At 33.3% G+C, this 12,132-nt stretch carries 14 protein-coding genes; 1 reads left to right on the top strand and 13 read right to left on the bottom strand.

The genetic code is table 11. The features are described from left to right. From VMW81_02275 to VMW81_02295, 5 genes are all read right to left on the bottom strand, one after another. The coding region (locus tag VMW81_02275; protein HUU49770.1) for a 50S ribosomal protein L11 methyltransferase at positions 1 to 402 on the bottom strand (402 nt) is incomplete at its 3' end. Next, positions 395 to 1,321 (bottom strand): hypothetical protein, encoded by a 927-nt coding sequence (locus tag VMW81_02280; protein ID HUU49771.1) that lies wholly within the window; start codon positions 1,319 to 1,321, stop codon positions 395 to 397. The genes VMW81_02280 and VMW81_02275, both read right to left, overlap by 8 nt. Before the next feature lie 5 nt (positions 1,322 to 1,326). Further along, positions 1,327 to 1,593: a PqqD family protein gene (locus VMW81_02285; GenBank protein HUU49772.1), complete on the bottom strand. Its 267-nt coding sequence runs from the start codon at positions 1,591 to 1,593 to the stop codon at positions 1,327 to 1,329. 32 nt (positions 1,594 to 1,625) lie between these two features. Beyond that, complete coding sequence (locus tag VMW81_02290; GenBank protein HUU49773.1) at positions 1,626 to 1,994, bottom strand: hypothetical protein; 369 nt, start codon at positions 1,992 to 1,994, stop codon at positions 1,626 to 1,628. Further along, a complete protein-coding gene (locus VMW81_02295) occupies positions 1,966 to 2,283 on the bottom strand; it encodes a hypothetical protein (GenBank protein HUU49774.1) in 318 nt (105 codons plus the stop codon). Before VMW81_02295 ends, VMW81_02290 begins: the two co-directional genes overlap by 29 nt. Positions 2,284 to 2,442: 159 nt before the next feature. On the opposite strand from VMW81_02295, the gene VMW81_02300 reads away from it, so the two are divergent. Next, positions 2,443 to 3,045: a PilZ domain-containing protein gene (locus tag VMW81_02300; protein HUU49775.1), complete on the top strand. Its 603-nt coding sequence runs from the start codon at positions 2,443 to 2,445 to the stop codon at positions 3,043 to 3,045. Between the two features lie 21 nt (positions 3,046 to 3,066). On the opposite strand, the gene VMW81_02305 is transcribed toward VMW81_02300, so the two are convergent. The 8 genes from VMW81_02305 to VMW81_02340 form a co-directional block, all read right to left on the bottom strand. Beyond that, positions 3,067 to 3,831, bottom strand: coding sequence for a flagellar regulator YcgR PilZN domain-containing protein (locus VMW81_02305; GenBank protein ID HUU49776.1), 765 nt, complete (start codon positions 3,829 to 3,831; stop codon positions 3,067 to 3,069). 11 nt (positions 3,832 to 3,842) lie between these two features. Further along, positions 3,843 to 5,513 (bottom strand): HD domain-containing phosphohydrolase, encoded by a 1,671-nt coding sequence (locus VMW81_02310; GenBank protein HUU49777.1) that lies wholly within the window; start codon positions 5,511 to 5,513, stop codon positions 3,843 to 3,845. Beyond that, positions 5,510 to 6,553 carry an HDOD domain-containing protein gene (locus tag VMW81_02315; GenBank protein ID HUU49778.1) on the bottom strand — a complete coding sequence of 348 codons (1,044 nt, stop codon included), beginning with the start codon at positions 6,551 to 6,553 and terminating at the stop codon, positions 5,510 to 5,512. The genes VMW81_02310 and VMW81_02315 overlap by 4 nt, the downstream gene beginning before the upstream one ends. A 132-nt stretch (positions 6,554 to 6,685) precedes the next feature. Continuing rightward, positions 6,686 to 7,753: an HD domain-containing phosphohydrolase gene (locus VMW81_02320; GenBank protein HUU49779.1), complete on the bottom strand. Its 1,068-nt coding sequence runs from the start codon at positions 7,751 to 7,753 to the stop codon at positions 6,686 to 6,688. A 5-nt stretch (positions 7,754 to 7,758) separates the two neighbouring features. Next, entirely contained in the window at positions 7,759 to 8,556 is a 798-nt protein-coding gene (locus VMW81_02325; protein HUU49780.1) for an AAA family ATPase, read from the bottom strand. 76 nt (positions 8,557 to 8,632) lie between these two features. After that, complete coding sequence (locus VMW81_02330; GenBank protein HUU49781.1) at positions 8,633 to 9,400, bottom strand: type III pantothenate kinase; 768 nt, start codon at positions 9,398 to 9,400, stop codon at positions 8,633 to 8,635. A 45-nt stretch (positions 9,401 to 9,445) separates the two neighbouring features. Next, positions 9,446 to 10,168, bottom strand: a complete 723-nt coding sequence (locus tag VMW81_02335; GenBank protein ID HUU49782.1) for a biotin--[acetyl-CoA-carboxylase] ligase — start codon at positions 10,166 to 10,168, stop codon at positions 9,446 to 9,448. Positions 10,169 to 10,457: 289 nt separating this feature from the next. Next, a partial coding sequence (locus VMW81_02340) for a valine--tRNA ligase (GenBank protein HUU49783.1) occupies positions 10,458 to 12,132 on the bottom strand: 1,675 nt, incomplete at its 5' end.

The following is a 12,132-nucleotide window of genomic DNA, read 5'->3' on the forward strand; positions in this document are numbered from 1 at the left end:
TATAAGGACCCCACTTTTTTTTAGAAAGCGCTCTCTTGCGTCCGCCATATAATCTATTATGTCTTCTTCTAAGCCAAAGGAGCCTAAAATCTCTGAGATGATAATATCTACCTTTTCAGAAAGAGAGATGTCTGTTGAAACATTATTGATAAAGGTTATTTTGTCCTTTAAATTATTTTCTCTAGCTAATTCTTTGGCAATCTCTATCACACTATCTACCTCAACAGCATAGACCCTTTTTGCACCAGCCATGCATGCAAAGAATGATAATATTCCTGTGCCTGCACCCAAATCTAAAACCACATCTCCTGGTTTTACTGTTTCAAAGATTGCTCTTTTAAAGGTATTTGTTCTGTATCTATCAGAGAGCATCATTTTGTGATATTCAATCATATTAGTCATGGTTTAATAGACTGTTGATAAGTTTAATGCTGTTTTTTAAATTATTAGAAAATAGAGTGTAGCATTTGGCATTACTAACTATTGAAACAAGCATATCCATTCCTTTATTATTAAAAGAAGAAAGATTAAAGGATTGCTTTGTCATTTCGAGGATAGTTTTAGATTTAGAGATTTCTTCCAGCCTCGATTTTTCTTTCGGATCGAAATTAATAAAGACGATGTAATTCACTTTTGTTTGATTTCCCAGACATTCTTTATGTAAATGTAGCGGATTGATATACCATGCCTTTTGATTATCATATCTTAAAAAATAATCCTTAAGATTAAAATCTGATTTTAGATTTTGAAAGAGTTGAAAAGAGCTCTCCTTTATACAGAGACTTCTTGGAAAGGGTTCGATCATTAAATTATCTGGGCTTACAAGAGAGACCTCATCGGTCAAATACTTAAATCCATCCAAAATAAGTCCAAGTATCAAAGTCGTTTTACCTTTGCCAGGGCCTGATGGAAACAAAAAACCTTTTTTGTTTTTTTCCACAGCTCCTGCATGTATCTGAAGAAAATTACTTAATGAAATTCCAGCATCATTGATGACCAGCCATTCCAAAAGAGGAATGATTTCAGAGATATTCATGGTTTTAAAGGCAATGTCTTTTTTACTGAATATTGTGTGGATTGGTTTTGGTCTCTTATTTCCATTATTTATAAATACTGTGTATATATTCTTTGGTTTTGTTGGAGAAGAAGAAATAAAATAAGAATAAAGCTTTTGGAATTCCCTTAAAATCATTTCTGAATTTGTTCTGATTAAAAAATCATAGGTAACTATTCTGAAACATTCTTCATATTTGAAGCGTTCATTCAAAATAGGGTTATTAAAGGGAAGATTTGTCAGGCGAGATTCTTTTCGAAAAGACAAATATCTTACTCCATTAGTAGTTTTAGATTTTTAAGATTTTTAAGGGTCTTTTCAATATCTTTTAATGCATTATCGAGGCTTGTATCATATTTTTTAATTAACTTTTTTGCGATATCTTTTGTACTCTGTTTACCATCACAGTAGTTCCATATCAGTGTGGCTGTTGGATTGAGGGTATGAACCATGCTGTTTTTTTGATCGTATATTATCCCTTCGCCATCTAATTCTCTGTATAAAAGGTTATCTCTTTTTTTTGGTCTGTTATTTTTCAATATCTTCAGTTATGAATTTAGATAAGTTTATATTACCAATGTCCTCGTCCCATTCCACGTCCTCGATACTCACGGCCCCTATGCCAAATGCCGCCAGGTTTACCTTTATCACGCCCACGCCCGCGTCCAGGAGGAGGAGTTATTCTTCCTCTTGCAACCCCTCTTGCTCTGCCTCTTGCTACTCCTGCTGCCACTCCTCTTCCTCTTGCAACCCCTCTTCCCCTGCCAGTTGCTTCTGCTTCTTCTACATCAATAATATTAAAGGTTTCAATAATAGGTGCAATATAAGGAAGAAGGACAATACCAGATATGGTCTTTTTAATAAAATCTCTCTTGGATGGAGATTCAGGGTTTTTACTCTTTAGTGAATTTTTATTTTTGTTCTTCCTGTTTTTTACCATTGTTCTGCCCTCGCCCACGCCCGCGTCCAGGAGGAGGAGTTATTCTTCCTCTTGCAACCCCTCTTGCTCTGCCTCTTGCTACTCCTCGAGCTACTCCAGCACCTACTCCTCTTCCTCCACTAGTTGGTCCTGTTTCTGCACTTTCTGCAATAATATTAAAAGACTCAATAATGGGAACCACATAAGGAAGAAGGACAATACCAGATATGGTCTTTTTTATAAAATTCCTCTTGGATGGAGATTCTGGGCTTTTAATCGTTCTTAAATTTTTATCCTTTCTATTTTTCACAATCTATTTTTATAGAACTTTTTTGTTGAAACATTTGTTTTATATGTTAAAATAACCTTAATAAAATTAACATTTTCTTCTTGTTTTGTCAATGAATACGGGTTTGGTATTTATTGAAGAGAAGGAAAGTTAACCGATTAATTTAAAGAGAAAACTATAATGGATCAAAAGAGAAATTATGTAAGAGTAGATGATTATCTTCCTTTTGAATATACTTTATTAGAAAAAGATGAGTTTGAGAAGATTAAAAAGGATTACATTGCAAAAACAAAGGCTATCAATAAAATGATGGATACGTTAACAACGTCTGTACTTAGAGATATCATAGATAAAATAGAAGAAAAGGAAGTGGTTTCAGATATTGATTCTGTTTTAATGTCGATGCTGATTAATTTTGATAAAAAGCTTGATTTAATTATTGATCTTTTAGACCAAAAAGGAGAGAGGAAAAAAAGACTAAAAGAAAAGACAAAAAAAATTAGTTTAAGCGGTGGAGGAATAAAATTTTTAACAGATAATGAGTTTAAAAGAGGTGATATTTTAGAACTAAGAATAGACCTTCCTTTGATTCCTCCTGTGGCTATCCCTGCGTTAGGAGAAGTAGCCAGGAGTGAAAAAACTGGGGATAAAGAGGGAGGTTTTAAGACGGCTATAAAATTTAAAGTGATACAAGAAGAAGATAGGGATAAGATTATTCATTATGTTTTTCAGAAACAAAGAGAGCTTTTAAGGGCCAAAAAGGAAGAACAGTCAGAAGAATAGTTTGCATTCTTTTCTTTATTCTTAATCATATTCAGAATCAGTTCTCAGTATTTCTCTGTTGCGTACAAAAAGATATTCATAAATTTTTTCTTTTTTTTCTTCTTCTATTTCTTTAAATTCCAACTCACATATATATCGAGGAGAATTTTTCATTTTCGATTCTGTTACTTGACCAATAACAGCAGGGGTTCTTATCGTGATATTTTCCGGAATGGTAAAATTGATTTCATCGATTCTCCTACCTGTTTTTAATATATCCTTCCCTAGGTCAGTAAGGAATAGAAGGCTTTTTGGACCTATTTTGTATACATTTTCATAAACCATTGAGGATTTACCACTATTTATCAAAAAGGCCAAAGGTATTGGTTTTCTAAATGATGGTTCGATATAAAATCCATCTTTCTCTCTGTAATATATCATTTGGGTGGGATAGCTAATTTTAATACCCTTTATTCCCTCTTTTTCCTTTTTAATAAAAGAGCATTTAAAGTTATAATGAGTTTTTTCTAAATTGAAGTATATATCTATTTCCTTTGATCTTTGAATAATATCGTTACCGTAAGAAGGGAACAAAGAATCTATCAATATCCATCCTTTTTTAGAAGAAGGGTTTATCCTTAGCATTGAACTTTTGAAATATTCTTTTTTCTGATCAATGGTTATCTTGATTGAAGTTTTTTGTTTAGAGAAATCTTTTAAGACAGGCCATATCTGTTTTTCTTGGGAGAGGAGATTTGACTTTGTGCTTCTTTTAGGAGATTTTTTTATAAAGCTTAAGATTCCCATGATAAGTACCTTTAATTTTTACTATATTCCGATCCTTCTTGAATTATCTTTTCAATTTGACCATTTTTATATAATCTAATGAAGGCATCGACGATATCCGGATCAAACTGTGAACCCCTATTTTTTTCTAATTCTGATATAGCTTCCTTTGGATCCATACCTTTTCTATAAGGTCTATCAGAAGTCATGGCATCAAAGGAATCTGACACAGCGATAATCCTTCCTCCTAACGGTATATCATTGCCTTTTAACTTGAAGGGATAACCGTTTCCATCATATCTTTCATGATGATAAAGGATATAAGATATGGCAGGGTCAAAGGAAGTCATAGATTTTAACATATTGCTGCCAATAACGGGATGGGTTTTAATAATCTCGTACTCTTCGTCAGTGAGACGGCCAGGTTTATTTAAGATATTGTCAGGTACGCCTATCTTTCCAATGTCATGAAGGATTCCTCCAATCTCTATCTCATGAATTTTTTCTTCTTCCCATCCCATTTCTTCAGCTGTCGATTTCGCAAATTTTGTTACCCTTTCTATATGACCCCTGGTATATTGATCCCTGGCCTCAATTGCATTGGCCAAAACAATGATAAAATTTTTATACGATTCGCTAAGGGTTTCATAGAGGTTTACTACTTCAATGGATGTTCCTAACTGTCCTGCAAGAGCGGTTAAAATTTGAAAATCTTCGTTTTTAAACTGAGGTTCTCCTATTCTGTTATAAAGAGTTAATACACCAATGATATCTTTCTTACCTAAAAACGGGACACTAAGAACATTTTTTACATCGAATGGTTGAATGTCTTTAAATTTATTGAACCTAATATCATTTTGATAATCTGCAATAAGCATGGGCTCTCCTCTCTTGGCCACCCAGCCGCTTACGCCTTCCCCAATTTTTATATCCATTTCTTCTAAAGAATTTTCTTCTAATCCCCTGCTTGCTTTGATGATAAGAGAATCACTCTCTTTATCTATAAATGAGATAAAGCTGTATTCACTACTTACAATCTTATTGATTAATTCTAACACCAGAGAAAGAAGGTTATCTATTCCTATTACCGTACTCATTTCTCGGCTTGCTTGAGTAAGTATATTGAGTTCATTTATCTTTTTATTCATGTTTTCATAGAGCACAGTATTTTCTAATATTGCTGCTGCAGATTGTGACAAGAGAAAAAGGAAATCGAGATCTTCTTTTTCCAACACCTCAACTTCTGTGTTGGCACATCCAATAATAGCTCCTATGGTTTTTTCTCTTACGATTAATGGGATAATGAGAAAAAAGTTTTTTAATTCTTTACATTCATCAGCGCTTGGAGTCATATTTGGTATCATTTTGGGATTTTTCTCTTCGATTATCCAGTCGATGATTCCCTCTTCAAACATGTTTTTTATAGAACTTTCTACTTCAGGGGATAAATGAGAATTAATTCTTAAATCAAATTCATTATCGATTTCGTTTAATATATATATTCCATAAGATTGGAGTTCGACAATATCTTTAATCGTTTTTATAAACGTATCAAAAACATCTTCAATATTTTTATTAAGGTTCATTGCTTGGTTTAATTCAAAAAAGGCTTTTATTCTCTCTGGAGAATTGATTATATTAGATAGAGATTCTTCTGAATGGAGAATATCTTGAGTGCTGGTCTGTGCAGAGTTTTTTTTCATTCGTTTTTTTCCTTCTTTTCTTGTAGAACGCTTAAAAGGCCTTGAGTCTGTTCCATCTCTGATTTTAAATCGTATATAAATTTATCGATATAGCTATCATTTAAATCTGGTTTTTTTGACTTTAATAAACCCCAAACCTTATCATCTATTTTGGGAACATATCCATCGCCTCCTGCCATTCCTACTTGACCCATTCTGCAGAGGATATTTGAAAAGTATACCAAAGATACGATATCTCTATCTTTGCTTGAATTAAAAGGGTCGTGATGATTATGTATAACCTCGATGAGGTGACTGGGAAGTTCCCATTTTTCCCCTAATGTTTTTCCAAGCTCAGCATGAGTCGTTCCCAAAATGTCTTTTTCGGCTTTAAATAGCGATACCTTTTTATCATGGGCCTCTTTGAGAACCTGTTCAAAATCTGTATTTAAATATTGGTCTAAGATGATCTTTCCAATATCATGAATGAGTCCAGCTACAAATGCTTCTCCTGAGATTCTGTATTGAAAAACCCTTGCAAGCATCTTTGAGGCTACCCCACAGCCTATCGAGTGAACCCAGAATTTTTCTCTGTTAAATATAGAGTTGTTTTTTGAACGGGAGAATGCCTTTACAATAGATGCCCCAACAACAAGGGTTTGAATTTCGTATGCGCCTAAAATTACAACAGCATGATTGATTGTGGTTATCTTTCTTGGAAATCCATAAAATGGGGAGTTGACAATCTTCAGTACCTTCATGGTTAATGACTGATCCTGTGATACTAACTTGCTTATCTGTGTTGAAGAGCTATTTTTATCATTTGTACATTGAATAATCTGGTTGGCAACGGTTGGTAAGGTTGGAAGGGAATCAACGTTTTCCAGTATCTTATTTATTTTATCCCTGTTCGTCTTTTCTCCTCCATTTCCACCACTTTCAGGCTTTTTCAAAATAATGTTGTTGTTACAATTCTTGCATTTCATCACGACAGGTTGATCAGGAAGCTTATTTTCATCTATATCATAAATATTTGAACACTCTTGACATTTAACCTTCATGCATACCTCACTTTTTAGATTTACGAATTTATTTTGAAGAAAAATGTTATTATTATATCGGCATGATTAAAGAAGAAGATAAGGATTAATTTTGGTGAAAACTAAATTTTTAAAACGTTAATTTAGAGGATGTTACGTTAAAAAATCCTCTTCATGTATCGATTCATTAATATAGAGGAGGGGGGTTTTTCTCAGATCTAAGATCTTTTCATCTCTGATTTTTTTTCCTTTGGAATCATATAAAATCTTTACAACGGGTTTGAGGGGCTGAACCTTGCTTGTTTCTATGACCATTCCGATTTCATTTGAATTCAATTTTACATAGCTATGTAATGGAAATACAGAGAGTTCTATGAGGAGTACCTTTATGATTTGAGAGGCGAAATGGGCCTTATAATTTTCTATGATTTCACGAACAGCGTTATAAGGAAGTATCCTCTTCCGATAGGGCCTATTATGTGTTAAAGCTTCATAAACATCTGAAATACCAACTATTTTGGCATACTCGTGAATTTGTTCTCCTTTAAGTCCTCTGGGATATCCTTGGCCTCCTTCTCTTTCATGTTCCTGATATACAATTTCAGCAAGCCATTGATATTTTTTTCCTAATTCATTCATAATAATATCATGACCATATTTTGAATGCCTCTGGATCATCCTTTCATCTTCAGGGGTTAATTTCTCCAGTTTTGAGAGAGTTTTTTCAGGTACTTTTATGATTCCTATATCGTGAAAAAAGGCAGACATCCCGAGTTCTTGAAGTTCATGATTTTCATAGTTAAGACCTAAGCCAAGCTTGATTGCGTATATACAGACATTGGTTGAATGGGATATATAATTTTCTGGGACACCTTTCTTATATACTGTTTTTAGAAAGAGGGCATCACTGACTCTTATGCTCTCTATCATCTGAGAGATTATGCGAAAACCATTATCGATGATGGTAGAAAGAGCTTTTTCCGCTTTTTCGAAGATCTCTTCAACAAATTCATAGGCATCTTTATATATTTTATCTACATTTTCTTCTTCTCTTTTTTTCTTTTCTGGAGATACAACTTCATCTTTCTTTCTGAGTTCTTTGCTGAGCTCTTGGAGTTCTCTAAAACTAATTTTTTCCTGTTCTTTTTTAGATTTTTTATCTTCTGGCTCTTCTTCGAGAGGGGATTCATCCCCTTTGATTATGTCGCTTAATCTTACCATTTACCTCATCTTCCATCTTCTATAGCTTTAATAATAGTCTTTGAGTCAATAACATTTAATTTTAGACTATATCCAACAAGCAAACTTAGGTCACAGAGATTATTTATCCTTCTTGGTACTCCCTTTGTCTCTTCGTATATCTTTTCGATAGCCTCTTTAGTAAAAATGCCTTTATCCATTCCTGCAGTTTTTAATCGATGAAATATATATTTTGCAGTTTGTTCAATATCAAGATACCGAAGGTGATATTTTATGGCTATTCGTTGTTCTAATTGTGGAATATCTTCAATCTGCTTTTTAAGCTCTGGTTGTCCAATAAGTATAAGGGTGAACAAGAACCTTTCGTTTAATTGAAAATTTAAGAGGAGTCTCAGCTCTTCGAAGATCTCTTTATCTTTTATTACCTGGGCCTCATCGATTATAATAATAGTATCTTTAGAGTTTTTCATATTCTTTAGCATTTCTTCATTAAGGGCATGGAGGAAATCAGCTTTGGACTGAGAATCATCTTCTACACCTAATTGGTATAAGATTTCTTTTAAAAAGTCAGCAGGAGATAAACTTGGGTTAGCTATTAAAGCTATCTCAAATTTTTCATTAGAAATTTCTCGAATAAATACGCGGCTTAATATTGTTTTACCACTACCAATCTCTCCGGTAAGCATAGCTGCTCCCTTGCGAGCTTGTGCAGTATAGATTAATCGTGTTAAGGCTTCTTCATGATGGGGAGAGTAATACATAAATCTCGGGTCAGGCACATTTTCAAACGGGAGTTCTTTTAAACCCCAATGCTTTTCATACAATATTTTCCCCTTTAATTATTTGAAAATATGTAACTTAATCATAATTGATTCAATATCAAGTGTCAAGAGATACTTGCTAATCTTTATTTCTTTCAAAGATTATTCTTAGTCCTTCCAAAGTTAACAATGGATCAACAGTTTTAATCATTTTAGACTCAGGAGATATAATATCAGCCAATCCACCTGTAGATATGACTGAAGGGTTTCCATCAATTTCTCTTTTCATTCTCGCTACGATTGCATCAACCAATCCGGCGTATCCATAGATTATTCCTGATTGCATGCTCCATATGGTATTTTTCCCTATAACCTTTTTAGGCTTAACAAACTCAATCCTCGGTAATTTTGCGGCATGTTCAAATAGAGCTTCTGAAGATATAATAATGCCAGGGGATATCACCCCACCTAAATACTCACCTTTTTTTGATACAGCATCAAAGGTTGTAGCTGTGCCGAAGTCGATTACAATTACAGGACCACCATATTTTTCAAAGGCTGCTACACTATTGACGATCCTATCAGCTCCCACATCTCTTGGGTTATCATACAAAATAGGCATCCCTGTTTTTATCCCTGGTTCTATAACCATTGGGGTTATTCCGAGATATTTTCCATACATTTCAACTATAGTTGGCAGAAGGGGAGGGACAACACAGGACAGGGCAATATTTTTAATACTCTTTTCTTTAATATTATTCAAGTGGAAGAGTTCTTTTATAAGGATGCCATACTCATCTTTTGTTTTGTTCTTTATTGTACCTATGCGCCAATGTTGAATTAAATCTTTTCCGTCAAAAATACCCAAAGCTATATTAGAATTTCCAATGTCCATCACTAATAACATTTATAATATCTCCAAAAGTTTTGAGAGAATGTATCAAAAAATGGCTCATTTATCAATAAATGTAATATCTCCACTACTAATCTTTTCTATCTTGTTGTTTACTTTTAAAAGTAATAAGCCATTTTCGTTAATACCGATAACCGTACCCTCGATCGATCTTTTCAACTCGTTTACCCTGACCAATCTTCCCGTTATATTTGCATATTTATGATATTCTCTTAGTATCTTATCTTTGCCTTTGTTTATATATTCTAAATACCATTTTTCAAAAAAATAAAGGATTTTTTTTATTAATCTGTTTCTGTCGATATCCTTCCCAATTACCTTCTTAAGAGATGTAGATTTTTCTTGAATCTCTTTTGGAAATAATGAAGTATCAGTATTTACATTAACCCCTATTCCATCTACAAGATAATCTATCTTATCTTTTTTTGATTTCATTTCAATCAAGATCCCACCAATTTTTTTATCATTAACTAAAATATCATTCGGCCATTTTAGTGTTGGAGAGAGTGATGTTACCTTTTTGATAGATTCTATAACAGCTATTCCAGTTAAAAAAACAATCAAAAATGACTCTTTAGGGGGGATTTTGGGTCTTAAAATAATAGAAAGATATATTCCAACCTCTAAAGGAGATAACCAAGAACGTCCGAGTCTCCCTCTACCTTTTGATTGTGTTTCGGATATGATGACAGTGCCCTCGTCTTCCCCTTTTTCAGCAAGCTCAATGGCTCTCCTGTTTGTTGAATCTACCTCTTTATACACTACAATCTTCTTGCCAATTACCTCTGTAGATAGACCACGTTGTATATCTTTTTTAATTAAACATTGATACATCATTTATGTCATAAAAAGAATAAGTTTTTTTTGATTAAAAATTGAAAAGATTATTTCCTTTGTAAGTATTCATTAATATAGATCCAAGAGTTAATCTATGCTTGACCGATTATTTTTATAGTGATCATTATTATAACATTTTTTTGTGCAAAAAAATCGATAGGTTTTTTATAAAGGGGTTAAAGACCGTTTTTAAATATAGTTTATATGGAAGACGTTAATCTTTCAATTTCAAGATATTTTCTATGTGTTTTTTCAATTTGGTCTGTTTTTCTGTAAGAGAGGAGTATTTTAATCTATCCTTGGCAATGACTTCCTTTGGGGCCTTGGATAGATAATCTTGGTTAGAAAATTTTTTGTTATACACAAGTAGTTCCTCTTCAACCTTTTTTAATTCTTTTCTCAATCTTTTTCTTTCTTCATCATAATTGATCAGACCCTCTAACGGCATAAATATCTCAATTCCATTAACAATGGCTGAGGCTGAACCCTTAGGTTTACTAAAATTGGTAGTTAATTTTAACTCGTTGATTTTCCCTAGACCCAGAATATAATCCTTTTTTTCCTTAAAAAACGAGAGATTGTTTCCTTTTTCGAAATTTAGAATAACATCAACTTTCTTGTTGGGAGAGACATCCATTTCTCCTCTGATATTTCTGATGGCATTTATAACGTTTATTAAGAGCTTCATTTTTTCTTCCGCATCTCTATCCATCATCTTTTTATCGACCTTTGGATATTGAGAAATCATTATACTCTTTCCATTCTGAGGTAAGTGTTGCCATAGTTCTTCTGTTATGAATGGCATAAATGGGTGTAATAATCTAAGAACAGTATCAAGGGTTTCTACAAGAACAGATTGTGCAGTAAACTTTTCTTGTCCTTTAGAATTTAATCTTGGTTTGCTTAATTCAATATACCAATCACAGAACTCATGCCAGATAAACTGGTATAATGAATTTGCTGCTTCATTAAATTTGTATTCTTCTAGGGCCTTTTTAACACTTTCAATAATAGACTGGAGTCTGCTTAATATCCACTTGTCAACCAATTCATATCGTAATTTATCTCTATCTATAGGACCTTTTGGATAATCTTTTATATTCATGAGTGTAAATCGAGCTGAATTCCAGATTTTATTTATAAAATGTCGGTATCCTTCTATTGTTTCTTCAGAAAGGCTTATGTCTCTTCCTTGAGAAGATAGAGCTGCTAGAGTAAATCTAAATGCATCTGTTCCATATTTTTTCATCATTATGAGAGGGTCAATGACATTTCCTCTTGTCTTACTCATCTTTTCTCCATAAGCATCCCTTATCAGAGCATGTATGTAAACATCCCTAAAGGGAATATCTTTCATAAACTTTAAACCCATCATGATCATTCTTGCGACCCAAAAAAAGAGGATATCAAATGATGTCACTAATACTGAGGTAGGATAAAAGACTTTTAATTCCTTGGTCTTTTTTGGCCATCCCATTGTTGAAAAAGGCCAGAGCGCTGAGCTAAACCAAGTATCCAAAACATCGGTATCCTGCTCAATATTTAAGCCTTCACATTTACTACATTTTTTGGGGTCTTCTCTGCTGACTATTATTTCTTCGCAGTCTTTACAGTACCAAGCAGGGATCCTATGACCCCACCAGATTTGCCTTGAGATACACCAATCTTTAATATTATACATCCATTCGAAATATGTATTTTCCCAACCTTTTGGAATAATTTTAATCTTACCTTTTTTGACAGCATCAATAGCAGGTTTTGCCAAAGGTTCCATTTTTACAAACCACTGCTTAGAAGGCAAAGGTTCGACAGTAGACTTACATCTGTAGCAATGACCAATTGAATGATTGTAATCTTCTATTTTTATTAAAAAACCCTCTGATTTTAAA

This window comes from Nitrospinota bacterium (assembly GCA_035528715.1).
GTDB lineage: Bacteria > JADFOP01 > JADFOP01 > DATKYB01 > DATKYB01 > DATKYB01.

What these genes read in the sequence shown, in the direction of transcription:
- VMW81_02305 (HUU49776.1), bottom strand. Translation starts at nt 3,831, where the DNA reads ATGGGAATCTTAAGCTTTATAAAAAAATCTCCTAAAAGAAGCACAAAG.
- VMW81_02300 (HUU49775.1), top strand. Translation starts at nt 2,443, where the DNA reads ATGGATCAAAAGAGAAATTATGTAAGAGTAGATGATTATCTTCCTTTT.
- VMW81_02315 (HUU49778.1), bottom strand. Translation starts at nt 6,553, where the DNA reads ATGAAGGTTAAATGTCAAGAGTGTTCAAATATTTATGATATAGATGAA.
- VMW81_02290 (HUU49773.1), bottom strand. Translation starts at nt 1,994, where the DNA reads ATGGTAAAAAACAGGAAGAACAAAAATAAAAATTCACTAAAGAGTAAA.
- VMW81_02310 (HUU49777.1), bottom strand. Translation starts at nt 5,513, where the DNA reads ATGAAAAAAAACTCTGCACAGACCAGCACTCAAGATATTCTCCATTCA.
- VMW81_02320 (HUU49779.1), bottom strand. Translation starts at nt 7,753, where the DNA reads ATGGTAAGATTAAGCGACATAATCAAAGGGGATGAATCCCCTCTCGAA.
- VMW81_02330 (HUU49781.1), bottom strand. Translation starts at nt 9,400, where the DNA reads ATGTTATTAGTGATGGACATTGGAAATTCTAATATAGCTTTGGGTATT.